The sequence below is a fragment of the Pseudomonas sediminis genome, assembly GCF_002741105.1.
GTDB classification, from domain to species: Bacteria; Pseudomonadota; Gammaproteobacteria; order Pseudomonadales; family Pseudomonadaceae; genus Aquipseudomonas; species Aquipseudomonas sediminis.
Genome location: NZ_NIQU01000003.1, coordinates 286776 through 304589 on the forward strand (window position 1 = coordinate 286776; position 17814 = coordinate 304589).

Annotated in this window: 15 protein-coding genes; 13 read left to right on the forward strand and 2 right to left on the reverse strand. The window is 62.5% G+C overall.

Annotated features, from left to right (window positions below):
* Positions 1–117: 117 nt before the first annotated feature.
* The 8 genes from coxB to CDO35_RS22880 all read left to right on the forward strand — a co-directional run bounded on the left by coxB (position 118) and on the right by CDO35_RS22880 (position 6065).
* The gene (gene coxB / locus CDO35_RS09375; RefSeq protein WP_099524137.1) at positions 118–1008 is read left to right on the forward strand and encodes a cytochrome c oxidase subunit II; all 891 of its coding nucleotides are present in this window, start codon (positions 118–120) and stop codon (positions 1006–1008) included.
* Positions 1005–3536 carry a cytochrome c oxidase subunit I gene (gene ctaD / locus CDO35_RS09380; protein ID WP_099524138.1) on the forward strand — a complete coding sequence of 844 codons (2532 nt, stop codon included), beginning with the start codon at positions 1005–1007 and terminating at the stop codon, positions 3534–3536. The genes coxB and ctaD overlap by 4 nt, the downstream gene beginning before the upstream one ends.
* Entirely contained in the window at positions 3536–3889 is a 354-nt protein-coding gene (locus tag CDO35_RS09385) for a hypothetical protein (RefSeq protein ID WP_099524140.1), read from the forward strand. The genes ctaD and CDO35_RS09385 overlap by 1 nt, the downstream gene beginning before the upstream one ends.
* Positions 3890–4299: 410 nt before the next feature.
* Positions 4300–4617, forward strand: coding sequence for a DUF3509 domain-containing protein (locus CDO35_RS09390; protein WP_099524142.1), 318 nt, complete (start codon positions 4300–4302; stop codon positions 4615–4617).
* A gap of 6 nt (positions 4618–4623) precedes the next feature.
* Positions 4624–5088, forward strand: coding sequence for a hypothetical protein (locus CDO35_RS09395; protein WP_243699063.1), 465 nt, complete (start codon positions 4624–4626; stop codon positions 5086–5088).
* Positions 5089–5218: 130 nt separating this feature from the next.
* Positions 5219–5443 carry a PLD nuclease N-terminal domain-containing protein gene (locus CDO35_RS09400; RefSeq protein WP_099524144.1) on the forward strand — a complete coding sequence of 75 codons (225 nt, stop codon included), beginning with the start codon at positions 5219–5221 and terminating at the stop codon, positions 5441–5443.
* 122 nt (positions 5444–5565) lie between these two features.
* Positions 5566–5895 (forward strand): four-helix bundle copper-binding protein, encoded by a 330-nt coding sequence (locus CDO35_RS09405; RefSeq protein ID WP_099524573.1) that lies wholly within the window; start codon positions 5566–5568, stop codon positions 5893–5895.
* Positions 5892–6065, forward strand: a complete 174-nt coding sequence (locus tag CDO35_RS22880) for a hypothetical protein (RefSeq protein ID WP_158233724.1) — start codon at positions 5892–5894, stop codon at positions 6063–6065. The genes CDO35_RS09405 and CDO35_RS22880 overlap by 4 nt, the downstream gene beginning before the upstream one ends.
* A 13-nt stretch (positions 6066–6078) precedes the next feature.
* On the opposite strand, the gene katE is transcribed toward CDO35_RS22880, so the two are convergent.
* Positions 6079–8217 carry a catalase HPII gene (katE, locus tag CDO35_RS09410; protein WP_099524146.1) on the reverse strand — a complete coding sequence of 713 codons (2139 nt, stop codon included), beginning with the start codon at positions 8215–8217 and terminating at the stop codon, positions 6079–6081.
* Positions 8218–8452: 235 nt separating this feature from the next.
* Here katE and CDO35_RS09415 point away from each other — a divergent pair, with 235 nt between their 5' ends.
* The gene (locus CDO35_RS09415) at positions 8453–8977 is read left to right on the forward strand and encodes a DUF4142 domain-containing protein (protein ID WP_099524148.1); all 525 of its coding nucleotides are present in this window, start codon (positions 8453–8455) and stop codon (positions 8975–8977) included.
* Positions 8978–9024: 47 nt separating this feature from the next.
* On the opposite strand, the gene CDO35_RS09420 is transcribed toward CDO35_RS09415, so the two are convergent.
* The gene (locus CDO35_RS09420; protein WP_099524150.1) at positions 9025–9507 is read right to left on the reverse strand and encodes a CinA family protein; all 483 of its coding nucleotides are present in this window, start codon (positions 9505–9507) and stop codon (positions 9025–9027) included.
* A gap of 225 nt (positions 9508–9732) precedes the next feature.
* On the opposite strand from CDO35_RS09420, the gene glgA reads away from it, so the two are divergent.
* The 4 genes from glgA to CDO35_RS09440 are packed head-to-tail and all read left to right on the forward strand — an operon-like array spanning position 9733 to position 17807.
* Positions 9733–11268, forward strand: coding sequence for a glycogen synthase GlgA (gene glgA / locus CDO35_RS09425; protein WP_099524152.1), 1536 nt, complete (start codon positions 9733–9735; stop codon positions 11266–11268).
* Positions 11269–11291: 23 nt separating this feature from the next.
* Positions 11292–13022 carry a malto-oligosyltrehalose trehalohydrolase gene (gene treZ, locus CDO35_RS09430; protein ID WP_099524154.1) on the forward strand — a complete coding sequence of 577 codons (1731 nt, stop codon included), beginning with the start codon at positions 11292–11294 and terminating at the stop codon, positions 13020–13022.
* On the forward strand, positions 13019–15073 hold the full coding sequence (malQ, locus tag CDO35_RS09435; RefSeq protein ID WP_099524156.1) for a 4-alpha-glucanotransferase: 2055 nt from the start codon (positions 13019–13021) through the stop codon (positions 15071–15073). The genes treZ and malQ overlap by 4 nt, the downstream gene beginning before the upstream one ends.
* Positions 15066–17807: a malto-oligosyltrehalose synthase gene (locus CDO35_RS09440; RefSeq protein WP_099524158.1), complete on the forward strand. Its 2742-nt coding sequence runs from the start codon at positions 15066–15068 to the stop codon at positions 17805–17807. Before malQ ends, CDO35_RS09440 begins: the two co-directional genes overlap by 8 nt.
* Positions 17808–17814: the final 7 nt, after the last annotated feature.

A 17814-nucleotide genomic window follows, 5' to 3' on the forward strand; every position in this document is an offset into this window, starting at 1 on the left:
GTCAAACGTAAGCGTCATTGGCTGACGCCCTGTTTCAAGTTGACCACGCTGACGCTAGCAGTTCCGTTTCTCGTTGCCTGCGAGGGGCCGCAATCGGCGCTCGACCCGGCCGGACCGATGGCGCGCGAGGTGGCGATCCTGTGGTGGGCGATGTGCGCCTTCGCCACCCTGGTGCTGATCGTGGTGACCGCGCTGTGGGTGCACGCCATGCGCCGCAAAGGGCCGCAGATGGATGCCGCCCGTGCACGTCAATTGACGCTGCGCTGGCTGGTCGGCGGCGGGCTGCTGTTACCAACCCTGAGCGTGCTGCTCCTGCTGCTGTTCGGCATTCCCATTGGCCACCGCATGCTGCCTTTGCCCTTGGCCGGTGAACAGCCGATGCGCATCGAGGTGATCGGCCATCAATGGTGGTGGGAGGTGCGCTACCCGGACAGTGGCGTGGTCACTGCCAATCAGCTGCACTTGCCGGTCGGCAGGCCGGTGGACCTCGACGTCACCAGCGCCGATGTCATTCATTCCTTCTGGGTGCCGCGCCTGGGCGGCAAGATCGACATGATCCCCGGCCGGGACAACCGCATCCGCCTGCAGGCCGATCAGGCCGGCACCTTTCGTGGCCAGTGCTCGGAGTTCTGCGGCACGCAGCACACGCACATGATTCTCGATGTGCAGGCTCACGACGAAGAAGACTTCGTCAACTGGCTGCAGGCGCGCCGCGAACAACAGATCAGCGCCCTGCCCGGCCCGGCTGGTGAGGTGTTCGACGCCCATTGCGGTCAGTGTCATCGCGTGGCGGGCGTGAGCGAAGGCAATCGCGCGCCGGATCTCAGCGATGTCGGTGCGCGATCGATGCTCGGCGCCGGCGTGCTGAGCAATGAACCAGGTGCACTGTTGCGCTGGCTGCACGAGCACCAACAGCTCAAACCCGGCAACGCCATGCCGCTGCATGACGACCTCGACCCCGATCACCTAAGCACCATCGCCGACTGGCTGGAGACCCTGCGCCCGTGACTACGCCAAGCAACGAACAGGTTGCCGCCCAGGAACAACTGCACGATCAGTTCAACGACGTATGGGGCAACCCGCGCGGCTGGAAGTCGCTGACCATCGTCAATCACACCACTGTCGGTATTCGCTTCATGCTCACCGGGCTCGGGTTCTTCCTGTTCGGTGGCCTGCTGGCGATGCTGGTGCGCACGCAGCTGGCCATACCGGGCTACGACTTTCTCGAGCCGGACGTCTACAACCAGGTCTTCACCATGCATGGCACGGTGATGATGTTTCTGTTCGCCGTGCCGATGATGGAAGGCCTGGCGGTCTACTTGATTCCGAAGATGCTCGGCGCGCGTGACCTGGTGTTCCCACGCCTGTCGGCACTGGGTTACTGGTGCTACCTGTTCGGCGGGCTGATTCTCTGCGCCAGTCTGCTGCTGGGCATCGCGCCAAAGGCTGGCTGGTTCATGTACACGCCGCTGTCCAGCGCGGTGCATACGCCCGGGCCGAACTCGGATTTCTGGCTGATCGGCATCACCTTCGTGGAAATCTCGGCGGTGTCGGCCGGTGTCGAGCTGGTGGTGTCGATCCTGCGCACCCGCGCCGAAGGCATGTCACTGAACAAGATGCCGATCTATGCCTGGTACATCTTGGTGATGGCCATGATGATCGTGGTCGGTTTTCCGCCGCTGATCCTCGGCAGCATCCTGCTGGAGCTGGAGCGCGCGGTTGGCCTGCCGTTCTTCGAGGTGGCGCGCGGCGGTGACCCGATTCTCTGGCAGCACCTGTTCTGGCTGTTCGGCCATCCCGAGGTGTACATCATCTTCCTGCCGGCGGCCGGCATCGTCTCGACCCTGCTGCCGGTGTTCTGCCAGCGGCCGCTGGTGGGCTACCGCTGGGTGGTGCTGGCGATCCTCACCACCGGTTTCATCAGCTTCGGTCTGTGGGTGCACCACATGTTCACCGTGGGCATCCCGCAACTGGCGCAGGCGTTCTTCTCCGCGGCGAGCATGCTGGTGGCGATCCCGACCGGCATCCAGGTGTTCGCCTGGATCGCCACATTATGGGTCGGGAGGCCGCTGTATCACGTGCCGATGCTGTGGTTGGTGGGTTTTCTGGTGATCTTCGTCTGCGGCGGGCTGACCGGCGTGATGCTGGCACTGGTGCCCTTCGACTGGCAGGTGCATGACACCCACTTCGTGGTGGCGCACATGCACTACGTGCTGGTGGGTGGCATGTTCTTCCCGCTACTGGCCGGCATCTATTACTGGCTGCCGCACTTTTCCGGGCGCATGCCGTCGGTACGCCTTGGCAAGTGGGGCTTCTGGCTGGTGTTCATCGGCTTCAACCTGACCTTCCTGATCATGCACTGGACCGGCCTGATGGGCATGCCGCGGCGCATTTACACTTACCAATCCGGCCTGGGCTGGGACCTGCCCAACCTGATTTCGTCGATCGGCAGCTTCATCATGGCCATCGGCATCGCCACGGTGCTGCTGGATATCGTCCTGCACTTTCGTTTCGGCCAGAAGGCCACGAAAAATCCCTGGAACGCGGACACCCTGGAGTGGAGTACGCATCTGCCGCCCAGCCCCTACAACTTCGTCAGCCTGCCACCGGTGCGCACCCGTCATCCACTGTGGGAGGTGCCCGACCTGGAGGAACGCATCGACCGTGGTGAATTCGCCCTCACCGTGATCGACCATGGCCGGCGGGAAACCTGGGGTATCGAGCCGCTGACCGGCAAGGTGCGCGAGATCATCCACCTGCCTGGCAATAGCTGGTGGCCTTTCATCGCCTCGCTGTTCATCGCCTTCACCTGCCTGGGGCTGTTGAGCAAGTTCTACTGGGTCGCGCTGGTGGCCAGCATCGTTGCCGTGCTGGTGCTGCTGCGCTGGAGCTGGGAGAACGGCGCGCACCCGTTGGCGGCGCCGGATGCAAGGGTGCAGCCTGGCGAGCCGCCGCTGCACTCACGCACCTGTGATGGCCCTGGCTTGTGGGGTATGGGCGTGACCCTGCTGGCCAACGGAGCCTTGTACCTGGCGCTGCTGTTCGGCTGGTTCTATCTATGGACGGTATCGCCGAACTGGCTGGTGCCGGACGACCCGGTCATCGATCAGCGTTTGCTGCTGGCCAGCGCCGTGTTGCTGAGCGTCGTCGTGCTCTGGCAGCGCCCGGTATTGCGCCGTCTGCGTCAGGGCCAGGGTGAACCTGCTGCGTTGATCACCTGTTTTGTCGGCACCGCGCTACTCGGCGCGTTGCACGCCGGGCTGCTGCTCTGGGCGATCCTGGCTGGAGACCTGGCACCACGCGCCACCGCGCATGATGCAGTGATCGTAGTGATGCTCGTCTACAGCCTCGCGCATGGTGCGCTGGCGACCATTCTCAGCGCCTTGCAGGCCCTGCGCGTGCATTACGGTTATGTGTGCAAGCGCACGCCCTATGAGCCTTTGGTGGTCGAGCAATTCTGGCAATACAGTCTGGCCGTGATGTGGATCACCTACTGCAGCGTGGTGCTGTTCCCGCCCACCTTCGGAGGTGTGTGATGCAGCCGTTACGCTCCCCCTACAACCCGATCCACATTCCCCTCGGGCTGGTGCTCTGGAGTATCTGGTTCGTCGCGCTCTATGGCGGATTATCGGTTGGTTGCGCCCTGGCGCCGCCTGACCCTGCTCAGGGGCAATGGACCTGGCTGAACGGTCTGCTCGCCCTGTTCAGCCTGCTCACCATGGTGGCCATGCTGGGTTTGGCCTGGCTGTTTCAGCGCGCTGCCAGGGACCAGCGTGAGGGCCAGCCCGCGCGCTTCGTGGCTCGCCTCTCTGCTGGCGTGAACCTGATCGGCGCTATCGCCACCGTCTTCGTCGCCCTGCCCACCTTGAGTCTGCCGCCATGCCTCTGATTCCCCTCGCCCTCCTCCTTCTACCTGGTACTGCCGCTGCCGCAATGACGAGCGGTATTCGGTGGAGCGCAGACTTCAGGCGCGCCAACCTCTTGTACAACTTCTATCCAGGTTTTTTGCCAGCGGTCAGCGTTCGCTGAAAAGCGTGGGACGCATTTGCTTCAGCGTATTTTTCTGTCGCTGCGAAGCAGTTCACTTATTGCTAGAGGCAAGGTGCTGTGTTCAAACAATAAAGTATTGAATGCGATAATCGAGGCATGGATAGGCACCGACAATCAACTTCCCCCGCGTAAACTTGTATAACTCTGGTAGATGATGTCATTTTGATTTTTTTTAATACCAATCGTCCCAATCGTTGGTATGAATTAAATACATGGTTATGTTTGATGAGTGCTATTAAGGAGAAGCTCATGAAACATGATTTGGAAAACATCAGATCGGCGTTATCCAGTTACCAGGTTGAGATGACACCCAGGCCAGACGGCAGCGTTGTGCTTACCGTTGCCAATGCAGAGCGTCAGCTAGTCCGAGTTCTCGACGGAAGCTGTTCGACGCAAGAAGTTATTCGCCTGATTCATTTCGACATGACCCTGGATGAAGATGCGGACTCAGTCAATGAGGCAGTCAAACACTGCAGCGCCACACAATTACCTACCTACTCGCGCGAGCCGCTTTTCCGTACACGCGCCTCTCGTTTATGGGCCATGAGAAAGCTCGAAAAGAAATGAGGAGATATGCTCGTGCCGAGATACAACGATTCGAGGACGGCTCTAAACAAGCCGGAAGATCTGCTGGGACGAATCAGACGGCATATGCCCTATCGGCACCAGTTGATGTACGAGTGGCCCTATATGGCCGGTTCTACATGCCTGGTGGTGTTACTGGTCTGGCAGCCTTTTCAACCGTCCGCATTGGCGGTGATGCTGTCCCAACCTCAACCCGAAGCGCAGATGATGCAGCGTTCTTTGCAGGAGATCGACTCGAACTGCTATCAGGTTCACAGCGAAGCTCTGAACGCCCCACACTGCGAAGACTGTGGCAAGGACACTGCCGCTGCTGCGCGGCCTGACGCAGAGTTCGAGTTCACCCGCTCGATTCTGACCTGCAGAGACATACACCGTGATTCGCTGCACGACAGCGACACGTACAGCCCTAAAAACATGATGATCGAAGTGATCAAGCCAAATCACTCTTTCTAGCTGCCCTTGACGCCCTCGGCTGGTATTTCCGGCCTTTATCCCGCCCTCACTGTTTCCGCATTCCGATTTTCTGAGCGAATTATCGGAGTGGCTGTCGACATGTATGGACCTTGATGAAAGGAGACATGTCATGCCGGATTCAGTCATTTACTTTTCCATTGCCATAGCTGCATTTCTCGTCCTGGTACATCTGTGGGCGGTAATCAGCGTGTTTCGTAGCGACAAGAGCGTCGGAACCAAAACACTTTGGGCTCTGCTTATCTGGATATTCCCAGTTGTTGGGCTAATTATCTGGGGCATTGCCGGTCCACGTGGTCATGGTGAAGGCCCAACTTCTCCAGAGCACAGCAAGTGATCGAAATAATATTTTTTAATGCCTATAGGAAGTTACTCGGCGTGCGAGTGCCGGCAAAGTAAAACCACTATTTGTTGGCGTTCATGATTACCTCTACACCACTTATACAGCGAGGCATGAACATGTCAGAAGCGTATAACTATCTCGATCACACCACCGCTTATAGCAGTTGTGCCAACGCCTGCGAGCACTGTGCCTCGGTCTGCCTGAGCGAGGGCAATGCCGAGCATTATCGCTGCGTAGAGCTATGCCGTGATTGCGCCGACCTGTGCCGCCTGACTGCAACGCTGATGCTGCGCAATAGCCCCTACGTTGCGGTGGCCAGCCAGCTATGCAGGATTGCTTGCCTGGCCTGCGCCGAGGAATGCGTGCAGCACGCCAGCGCGCATTGTCAGGAGTGCGCGCGAACCTGCCAGGTGTGTGCAGAAGAGCCGTTACTGGAGCCAGCATGAAATCGGACAAAACCACGAGAACGCCAGTGGCGCGTTCCAGCGAGGCGTTACTGGACGATCCCGGTAACGAAGACCCCGGCTCGCAGCTCGATGCGCCAGTGCCGCTGCGCCCATCGACCAAGACGCAGCGTAAGAGAAAAACCCGACCAAGCGACGAGAATCCGCGCTAGGCCGGGCGTCGGTTCAGGCTGGAATGCTCTTGGCGCGCATCTCCCGCGCCCAGATGCGATGCAGCTTCAGCGCTGTTTCGAAGCGCATGTACAGCGGATCGAAGCTATCGCCGCAGAGCATGCCGTCGTCCTCCTCCAAGCCCAGCAGCGCCGCAAGCTGAGCGGCATCACCGCTGAGCGCCAGGGGTTTGAGGTGCTTGTAGGCTTCCAGCAAGTAGTGCTTGGCAACGCCATCGTCCTGCAGGGTCTTGAGTACGTACTCACCTCCTGGCACGAACACCGCATCGACAGTAATCGACGGCTCCGACGCGAAGCTGCCATCGGGCTGCATCGGTTGGCCGTCAGAATCTTTCAGCGCCGCTGCAGAAGGCGCCAGGAGCTTGGCCACGGCACCGGCTGCTTCGAGCATCTTCTTCAGACTGCCGACCTCGTCAGCCTTGCAGCCCGGGGTGAGCAGGATCGCCACACGGCGTCCGAGAATGTCCCCGGGCAGCAGATTCATCTGACTCAGTGCGGGAGATACCTCAGCCTTGTCATCCATTTTTGGCGTCGAGGTACTGTCCAGATCGATCCCCAGATTCTCCGCCACGCGCAACGCCAGCAGCGGATCAATGTGGGCGAGAATGTCTTTCACCTGACGTTCGCGAATGTACAGACGTTCGACCTTCGACAGCTCGAAGCTGTAGGCGTCGACGATGTGCTGCTGCTCAGTCTCACTCATGCTGCGCCAGAACAGCGTTGCCTGAGAGAAGTGATCGCCAAAGCTGGCCGAGCGCACCCGTACCTTGTGCCCTTGCAGTGGCTCGGGATAGGAGCTGTAGCCACCCCCACTGGGCGCTGGCGGAGTCTCACGCGGCCAGTTGCCGTCGATCGAGTTGGGCTCGTAGGAAGCGCGGCCGCGATTGATCTGCTGGCGATGCGGCGCGTCACGCTGGTTGTTGTGGAACGGGCATAGCGGCCGATTGATCGGGATTTCGTTGAAGTTGGGGCCGCCCAGGCGCAGCAGCTGCGTATCGGTGTACGAGAACAGCCGGCCCTGCAACAGCGGATCGTTGCTGAAGTCGATGCCTGGCACCACGTGACCAATGTGAAACGCCGCCTGTTCGGTCTCAGCGAAGAAGTTGTCCGGGTTGCGATTGAGCACCATGCGCCCGACTACGCGCACTGGCACCCGCTCTTCGGGTACCAGTTTGGTCGGGTCGAGCAGGTCGAAGCCAAAGCTCAGTGCGTCCTCCTCGTCCATCACTTGCAGGCCCAGTTCCCATTCCGGGTAAAGGCCGCGCTCGATGTCTTCCCACAGGCCACGACGGTGAAAGTCCGGGTCCTTGCCCGCGAGTTTCTGTGCTTCGTCCCATACCAGCGAACAAACCCCGGCCTTGGGTCGCCAGTGAAACTTCACCAGCTTGCTCTGGCCTTCGCCGTTGACCAGGCGAAAGCTGTGCACACCGAAGCCCTGCATCGAGCGATAGGCGATGGGAATGGCGCGGTCGGACATCGTCCAGAGCACCATGTGCGCCGACTCTGGGGTCAGCGAGACGAAATCCCAGAAGGTGTCGTGGGCCGACGCGCCGGTCGGGATCTCGTTGTGCGGCTCGGGTTTGACCGCATGAACGAAGTCGGGAAACTTGATCGCATCCTGAATGAAGAACACCGGCATGTTGTTACCGACCAGGTCGAAGTTGCCCTCCTCGGTGTAGAACTTCACCGCAAAGCCGCGCACGTCGCGCACCGTATCGGCCGAGCCACGTGGCCCCTGCACGGTGGAAAAGCGCACGAAAACCGGGGTGCGCTTGCCGGCTTCGCCGAGGAACGCGGCGCAACTCAGATCGCTGATCGGATCGGTTACCTCGAAATAGCCATGTGCCCCAGCCCCGCGTGCATGCACCACACGCTCGGGAATGCGCTCGTGGTCGAAGTGGGTAATCTTCTCGCGCATGATGAAATCTTCCATCAGCGTCGGCCCGCGTTCACCGCCGCGCAGGCTGTTCTGATTGTCGGCGATGCGCGTCCCTGTGTTGGTGGTCAGCGCCTCCCCTGTCGCGTCCTCGCGGAAACGCTCGAGTTGTTCGAGCTTGGCGTTGCTGTTGTTGCGGTCGAGCGTGTCGCTGCCAGCCATCTGGCTGTTATCGGCGGGGTTCGGTTGCTTGCTCATTGGCTACTCCTGGTTATTCAGTGGCCATGTCATGCATGGTGGCCACGCAAGCGACGGGAAAGTCGCTCCGGGTACTTTTTGAGGCGCAGTGCGGCAGTTCCGTTCGACTTGAATTTTTCCGCTAAGCCAGTGCTGGCGGGCCGTTGCGCTTTGCCTAGCGCGGCGAATTTGTTCTGAACTTCGTCGCGACCTGCACCTTCTACCCCTGTGAACGCACATCCCAGGAGGATCGAATATGCACCCGTTGAAACCACTGGCCTTACTGGCCGCTGCCGCCTTCGCCATCTGCGCCGTCACCAGCCTGCAGGCCGCCAACAAGGCGGAATCGATCAGCAGCGAGGAATTCGTCGAAGAGGCATCGGCGAAAGGCATCGCCGAGATCGAAACGGCCAAACTGGCCCTGGAAAAATCGCAGAACGAGGCGGTCAAGGGCTTTGCGCAGATGATGATCGATGACCACCGTCGGGCGAATCAGCAGTTGGCCGAACTGGCCAAGAGCAAGGACCTGGAAGTCTCCGACGATGCCGAGCTGATCAACCAGGCCAAGGCCCTGGTGCTCAAACTGCGCAGCGAGGACAGCTTCGACAAGGCCTACATGAACAATCAGGTGGTCGCTCACCGCGAAACCATCGAGCTGTTCCGCCGCGCGGTAAATGTCGATGACCAAGAGCTCGCTACGTTTGCTCGTGAGGCGCTGCCCAAGCTGGAGCAGCATTTGCAGCGCGCTGAGCAGTTGAACGGCCAGTTACCGCAAGAGTGATCCCTTGCCTACCGGGCTGCTGGTGCAGCCCGGCTTCGCCAGGCCAATCAGCCTTGACGCAGACGCTCGTAGTAATAAGGCAACTGCAACAGGGCATAGCGCGCCGTTTGCTCACGCACCTGGTTGCGACCTCCGCTGAACTTCAGCGTTTCACTGACGATGCCCTGGTGCTGTTCGAGGCGAATAGCACAGGCGATGCATTGCACGCCGTCCTTTTCTCCCTCTGCCTGCGCCAGGCCGGTATTGGCCAGGACGATATCGGCATCGCTGCGTAGCAATGCGCCCAGCGCCATCTCCTGCGCAACCTCTTCGCTGGTGAGACCGAAACGCTCGATGGTGTCGGCATTGACGCCCAGGCAACGCTGCTTGGCCTGCGGCGAATAGGTCACGAACGCGCAATCAAGTACCTGGCCGCTACCAGGCACATCGGCCACCAGTGAGCTGATAAGCCCCGCTGTGCAGGATTCAGCAGTGGCCAAACGCAGCTTGTACTTGCCGAGAAATTTCACCACCTGTTCGACGCTTTGCATCTGCCTGCTCCTGTTAGCTGCCAGGTTGCTCTGTGAAGCGGCCAGGATGGGCAAAGTTCAACCTGTTTACAGGGCGCTCGCTCTGCAAAAAAAGGTCGAACCTTTGTTCGCATCGCCCCGTCAGCTCAAGGGTAAGGGGGAGATCGCGCAATCGTTCATCGCACTCCTCCACGGCCCTCGCCGACAAGGCGAGTCGTCCTCAGGTACAACTCGATGGAGAGAGACATGGCAAGCGCTGCAGCCTCCGCACACATCCAAGCCACACCCACCCTTAGCGCCGCAGCCAAGCCTCCCTTGCAGATGCACAGTGAGCATCCGCAGCGTAAGCGCGTACTGTTCGTCACCTCGGAGTTCGCTGATCTGATCAAGTGCGGCGGGCTCGGCGATGTTTCCGCCGCTTTGCCCCGTGCGCTGTCGCCGCAACACGACATCCGCCTGCTGATCCCCGGTTACCGGCAAGTGGTGGAAAGCGGCCGACCGATCCGCATCGTCGGGCAGTTGCCTGGCCTGGCGGCGTTGCCTCCTTGCCAGATCGGCCGTATGGACCTGGCCGATGGGCTTATCGTCTATGTACTGCTCAACCATGCGCTGTACGAACGTGATGGCTCGCCTTACGTCGATGAGCATGGCCGCGACTGGGCTGACAACCACATCCGTTTCGCCCGTCTCGGCCTGGCCGCCGCAGAGATCGCCACGGGCGATGCCGGCATCCAGTGGCGCCCGGAGCTGGTCCATGCCAATGACTGGCCTGCAGCGATGGCGCCGGCCTACATGGCCTGGCGCCAGGCCAATACACCCGCCTTGCTGACCATTCACAACCTCGCTTATCAGGGCCTGTGTGACATGCGTTGCGCCAGTGAACTGGCAATACCCAGTACGGCCTGCGGCGTCGAGGGCCTGGAATTCTATGGGCAGCTGTCATTCCTCAAGGCTGGCATTGCTTACTCGCAGCATGTCACCACCGTGAGCCGCCGCTATGCCCGCGAAATCACTTCGGCGGAACAGGGCTGTGGTCTCGATGGCCTGCTGCGGGCCAAGGTGCAGAACGACCAGCTCAGCGGCATCGCCAACGGCATCGACGAAAGCTGGCACCCCGAGAGCGACCCGCACTTGCTGGAGGGTTTCAGCGCTGGCGACTGGGCGGGCAAACGAGCCAACGCCGAGTACGTCCAGCAATGGTTGGGGCTCGATGACGACGGGCCGCTGTTCGCCGTGGTATCGCGCCTGGTGCATCAGAAAGGCATAGATCTGACCTTGGAAGTGGCTGAACACATCGTCGCGCGCGGCGGCCGCATTGGCGTAATCGGCCAGGGTGAACCGGCACTGGAGGCCGCCATGGCCGAGCTGGGACGACGCCATCCGGGACGTATCGGCGTTCATATCGGTTTTGACGAAAGCGATGCGCGGCGTCTGTACGCTGGCAGCGACTTTCTGCTCATGCCTTCGCGTTTCGAGCCCTGCGGCCTCAGCCAGATGTACGCCCAGCGCTACGCCTCGCTGCCCATTGCCCGCTGCACCGGCGGCCTGGCCGACACCATCGAGGATGGCGTCAGCGGCTTTCTCTTCGACGCGCCTCAGACCGATGCCTATCGCCAGGCCATCGACCGCGCGCTGCAGGTCTTCGATCATCCCGAGCTGCTGGAAGCCATGCGCTGCCAGGCCATGAGCGCCCCGCTCTACTGGCGCCAGTCGGTGCAGCCATATGACCGTCTTTTTCAACGTCTGCTGAGCCAGACCAGTGCTCAACGGGCGCCGCGCTGATGTTCAGCCATGGTGCCCGGCCAATGGCCGATGGACGCGTGCGCTTCGCCCTGTGGGCGCCCAGTTGCCGACAGGTGGAGCTGGAACTGCAAGATGGCGGGCTGCAGCCCATGCAGGCGCAGGACGATGGTTGGTTCGTGACGCTGATCGAATGCCCGGCCGACACCGCCTATCGCTACCGCATCGACGGCCAGTGGCCAGTGCCGGACCCGGCCTCGCGCCGCCAGCTCGAAGACGTACATGGCTTCAGCCAGGTCATCGATCACTCGGCTTATATCTGGCATCACCGCGACTGGAACGGCCGGCCCTGGCACGAGACGGTGCTGTACGAGCTACACGTCGGCCTGTTCGGTGGTTTCCAGCAGGTCATCGAGCACCTGCCGCACCTGGCTGATCTGGGCGTTACCGCCTTGCAGCTGATGCCGCTCAATGCCTTCTCCGGGACGCGCAACTGGGGCTATGACGGCGTGCTGCCGTTTGCCCCGGCCAACGCCTACGGTACGCCCGATGAACTCAAGCAACTGATCGACAGCGCCCATGCCTACGGCCTGATGGTATTCGTCGATGTGGTCTACAACCACTTCGGCCCGGACGGCAATTATCTGGGCGTGTACGCACGGCAGTTCTTCCATGAAGAACGCATCACGCCCTGGGGCGCGGCCATTGATTTCAGCCGCCCACAGGTGCGCGACTTCTTCTGCGAAAACGCCCTGATGTGGTTGCTGGACTATCGCGTCGACGGTTTGCGTCTGGACGCCGTGCACGCCATCGACGATGACGATTTCCTCAAGGAGCTGGCTGCGCGCGTGCGCTCGGCGCTGCCGCAGCAACGTCATGTGCATCTGGTGCTGGAGAACGAGCATAACGCCGCGCACCTGCTACGTGATGGCTTCGATGCGCAGTGGAACGACGACGGCCACAACACTCTGCATGCGCTGCTGACCTTCGAGAACGAAAGCTACTACGCCGATTACGCCCAGGCGCCGACGCGCAAGTTGGCCACCTGCCTGGAGCAGGGCTTCGTTTACCAAGGGCAGGCCAACCGCCATGGCCAACCACGCGGCGAACCCAGCGCCGACCTGCCGCCGCATGCCTTCGTGCTGTTTCTGCAGAACCATGATCAGGTGGGCAACCGCGCCTTTGGCGAACGTCTGACGCTGCTCGCCGACGTTGACGCGCTGCAGGCCGCCACCGTGCTTCTGCTGCTGTGCCCGATGGTGCCACTGCTGTTCATGGGTGAGGAATGGGGCTGCAAACGGCCTTTTCTGTTCTTCACCGATTACCACGACGAACTGGCCAACGCCGTGCGCGAGGGTCGGCGCAACGAGTTCGCCGATTTTTCCCAGTTCAACTCGCCGCACAGCCGCGAAACCATTGCCGACCCCAATGCGGAGGCCAGTTTCCAGCGCTCGCAGCCAGATCTGGCGCCTGCTCTGGAGCCTGAGCAGCGCGAATGGCTGGCCTTCTATCGCGGCCTGTTGCAGGTGCGCCATAGCCGCCTGCTGCCAGGGCTGGAGCAAGCGCGCAGTCTGGGTGCACAGGTGTTGGGTGACGGCGCGGTACTGGCGCGCTGGCGACTGGGCAATGGCCCGGCGCTGAGTATCGCCATCAACCTGGGGACCAGCGCCGTTTCCCTACCTGCGGAGGCCATCCATGGCGAACGCCTGTACACCCTGCGCACCGACGATGCCGACCTGCGTCAGGCGCAATTGCCGCCGCGCAGTGCCCTCGTCACCCTGGAGCCCGCCCGATGAGTGATCAACTACTGGCCGAACTGGCGCAGGCCGCGGATCTGAGCATCGACTGGGTCGATGCCTACGGCCAGCCACAGCGCGTATCGGCAGAAGCCCAGCGCAACCTGTTGGAGGCGCTGGGCTATCCGGCGCAAAGCCCGGAACAGATACGCGAAAGCCTGACCTCGCTGGTGCACCACCAGCATGTACCGGAAGATTCCGCTCTGTTGCTTCAGGACCAGCATCAACCACTGGCCTTGACCCTCTACCCGGCCGAGAGCCCCTATCGGCTGACCGATGAGCACGGCAATGTCAGCGAGGGTCGGCTCGACCACGACGGCCATTTGACGGCGCAACAGCAGCCTGGCTATTACCAGCTGGAGATTCGCGACACTCAGCATGCGCTCGCCGTAGCGCCCGCCGCCTGCATGTCGGTGCAGGAACTGTGTGGCAAGACCCGCATCTGGGGCCTGACTGCCCAGCTCTACGGTTTGCGCCGCGCCGGCGACGGCGGCCTGGGCGATACGTTGGCGGTGGCGGATCTGGCCCGGCATGCCGCCAATCACGGCGCCGATGCCATCGGCCTGAGCCCGGTGCACGCCCAGTTCAGCGCCGACTTGCGCAGCTACGGCCCCTACTCACCGTCCAGCCGGCTGTTTTTCAATACCCTGTATGCCGCGCCCGTCACCTTGCTCGGCGAGGAACGGGTCAAGCGCGCCATTCAGACTGCCGGGCTGCACAGCGAGATGACCCGGCTGGAGTCGCTGGAGCTGATCGACTGGCCAGCCGTGGCCTCCACTCGGCAGCGCCTGTTGCGCCAGTTGTATGCGGATTTCTGCCAAAGCGCCGGCCATTTGCAGGCGCGCTTCGATGCCTTTCGCGCAGCCGGGGGCGATGCGCTGCAGCAGCATTGCTGCTTCGAGGCCATCCACGCGCAGCGCTTGCGCGAAGGGACGAGCGGCGACTGGCGTACCTGGCCGGATGAGTTGCGCAGCCCGTATCAAGGCGCCGTGACCCGTTTTGCCATCGAACATGCCGATGAACTGCGCTTTCACGCCTTCTGCCAATGGCTGATCGCCCATGGTCTGGAAACCGCGCAGGCCACTGCCAGCGGCGCCGGCATGGGCATCGGTCTGATCGCCGACCTGGCGGTGGGAGCCGATTGCGCCGGCAGCCAGGCCTGGTCGCGCCAGGACGAACTGCTGCCACGGGTCACCGTGGGTGCGCCACCCGACGTGCTCAATCGTCAGGGGCAGAGCTGGGGCGTTGCCGCTTTCTCGCCGCAGGGTCTGCGGCAGCACGGCTTTCGCGCCTACATCGAGATGCTCCAGGCCAACCTGGCGCATGCCGGCGGCATTCGTATCGACCATGTAATGGGCCTGCAGCGGCTGTGGGTGATCCCACAGGGCGCGGAGTCGCAGCACGGCGCCTACCTGCGCTACCCACTGGATGACCTGCTGCGCCTGCTGGCCCTGGAATCGCATCGCCATCGTGCCCTGGTGATCGGCGAAGACCTCGGCACTGTGCCCGAAGGCCTGCGCGACAAGCTCGCCGCGCGCAATATCCTCGGCACCCGCGTGCTGCTGTTCGAGCAGGACGACCTGGGTTTTGTGCCGGCCGAACGCTGGCCCGGCAATGCCCTGGCGACCACCACCACCCATGACCTGCCGACGATCAAGGGCTGGCTCGCCGGCCGCGATCTGGAATGGCGAGTGCGCGCCGGTCAGCGCGACGCCGAGCTGCTGGAGGGCGACCACGCCGAGCGTGCCGGTGAGCGCGTGGCGCTGCGCCAGCTGTTCGAACGCCAGGGTATGGCGCCCGGCAGCGATGACGATGCCTGCCTGCAAGCCTGTATCGAGCATATCGGCCGCACGCCGGCGCCACTGACCCTGTTGCCGCTGGAGGACGCCTGCGGCCTGGAGCAGCAGCCCAACCTGCCCGGCCCGGGCGATGTCCACCCAAACTGGCGGCGCCGCTACCCGCTGACGGTCAACGAACTGCTGGAACAGCCAGCCACGAGTGAGCGTCTGGCCAGCCTCGATGGCGCACGCCGGGAGGCTGGCAATGACTGAATTGCGCGCCACGCTGCGCCTGCAGCTGCACAAGGATTTCACCTTGCGCGATGCAGCGGCCCAAGTGCCCTATTTGGCTCAGCTGGGTATCAGCCACCTGTATGCCTCGCCGATTCTCACCGCCCGCCCCGGCTCGCAACACGGCTACGACGTGATCGACCCGAGCCAGATCAACCCCGAACTGGGCGGCGAAGCCGCGCTGGTGCAGTTGGTGGAAACCCTGCGCGCCCATGACATGGGGTTGATCCTGGATATTGTGCCCAACCACATGGCCGTCGGTGGCGACGGTAACCCCTGGTGGCTGGACGTGCTGGAATGGGGGCAAGGCAGCCCTTACGCCGAGTTTTTCGATATCCAGTGGCAATCCCACGACCCCTTGCTCAGTGGCCAGTTGCTGGTGCCATTTCTGCGCAGCGACTACGGCGAGGCGCTGCGTGACGGCACGCTGGAACTGGTGTTCGATGCCAAGCGCGGGCGCTTTCACGCCCAGCACTTCGAACACCGCCTGCCGCTGACGCCAGCCAGCTACGCCAGCATCCTGCGCCGCAGCGAGGATGAAGCCCTGCGCGAACTGGGTCAGCGTTTCGCCCGCCTGGGCAATGATGACGCCAGCCGTGCACAGGCCGATCAGTTGTGCATCGAACTGACCTCTAAGGCGCTCCAGGTGGCGCCCATGCTGGCCAGCTTTCAAGGCCATGACGAAGCGGCGCAGCAGCGTCTGCACGCACTGCTCGAACGTCAGCATTACCGCGTAGCCAGCTGGCGTACCGCAGCGGACGACATCAACTGGCGACGCTTCTTCGATATCAATGAACTGGGTGCGTTGCGCGTCGAGCATCGCCAGGTATTCGAGCAGACGCACGCCAAGGTCTTCGAGCTGATTGAGCGCGGCCTGATCGACGGCCTGCGCATCGATCATATCGACGGCCTGGCTAACCCGCGTGCCTATTGCAGTAGGCTGCGCCGGCGCATCCGGCAACTGCGCGGCGATGCGCCCTTCCCTATCTTCGTGGAGAAGATTCTCGGCGCTGGCGAACAGTTGCCGCAGGAGTGGCCGGTGGACGGCACTACCGGCTACGAGTTCATGAACCAGGTGTCGCTGCTGCAACACGATCCACACGGTCAGCTGCCGCTCAGCGAACTGTGGCAAGCGCTCAGCGGCCGGCCGACGGCGTTCGAGGACGAGATTCAGCAGGCGCGCCGCCTGGTGCTGGAAGGCTCGCTGGCCGGTGATCTGGAGGAAGTTGCCCAGCGCCTACTGCACGTCGCCCGACATGACATCGCCACCCGCGACCTGACCCTCGGTGCCATTCGCCGGGCGCTGCGCGAGCTGATCGTGCATTTTCCGGTGTATCGCACTTACGCCCAGGCCTGCGGCCGTTCACAGCAGGATCGGCGGTTCTTTCAGCAGGCATTGGACGGCGCGCGGCAAACCCTGGCCGAAGCTGACTGGCCCTTGCTGCCACATCTCGACGACTGGCTCGGCGGCGCCTTCCTACGTGCACTGCCGCCTGGCCGTGCGCGGCGTTTGCGCGCCCAGGCGCTCACGCGCTTCCAGCAGCTGACCTCGCCAGTGGCTGCCAAGGCCGTCGAAGACACCGCGCTGTATCGTGCTGGCATGCTGCTGTCGCGCTATGACGTGGGCTTCGATGCCGAGCATTTCAGTGCCAGCGTCGAGCATTTTCACCAGGCCTGCGTCGAACGTGCGAACCACCACCCGCTCAACCTGCTGGCCACCGCCACTCATGACCACAAACGTGGCGAGGACTGCCGCGCACGCCTGGCGGTGCTCAGCGAACGCGCCGCCTGGTACGCCGAACGCGTCAAACACTGGCATCACCTTGCGCAACCGCTGCGTAGCAGTAAGCAGTTGGCGCCGGATGGCGGCGAAGAGTCGATTCTCTACCAGGCACTGATCGGCAGTTGGCCGCTGGGGCTGCAAGCGGACGATGACGTCGGCCTCGATGCCTACCTGCAGCGCCTGCTCGGTTGGCAGCGCAAGGCACTGCGCGAGGCCAAGCTCAACAGCGCCTGGAGTGCGCCGAACGACGAACACGAAGCTGCCTGTGCTGATTTCTTGCGGCGCCTGTTGTGCGAGCCAGCCGGATTGGCCTTGCGCACCGAGCTGGCTGATAGCGTTGCGGCAATAGCCCCTGCTGGCGCCCTGAACGGCCTGGTGCAATGTCTGTTGCGCATGACCACGCCTGGCGTACCCGATCTGTACCAGGGCTGCGAGTTCTGGGATTTCAGTCTGGTCGACCCGGATAACCGTCGCCCGGTGGACTTCGCGGCGCGACAAAACGCATTACAGGCCAATGATGAGCCAACGGCCATGCTGGCCAGCTGGCAGGACGGGCGCATCAAGCAATGGCTGATCCGGCAGGTGCTGGCGATTCGTGCGACGCATCCGTCGCTGTTCAGCCAGGGCAGTTACCAGCCCCTGGCTGTCACGGGCAGACACGCCGCCCAGGTGCTCGCCTTCCTGCGTAGTCACGGTGACCAGCACCTGCTGGTGATCGTGCCGCGCCTGGCCGCCGGCCTGCTCGCAGAGCACGACCTGCCGCATGTTCCCGCACAGTGTTGGGGCGACACCGCCGTGGTGTTACCGGGCGAATTCAACCACTGCCATGTCACCGGCCTGCTCACTCCTTGCCAGGTCGCAGCGCACGAAGCGGTGCCACTTGCCGACGCGCTGGCCGAGCTGCCGGTCAATCTGCTTCGCCTTACCCCTTGATCACAGG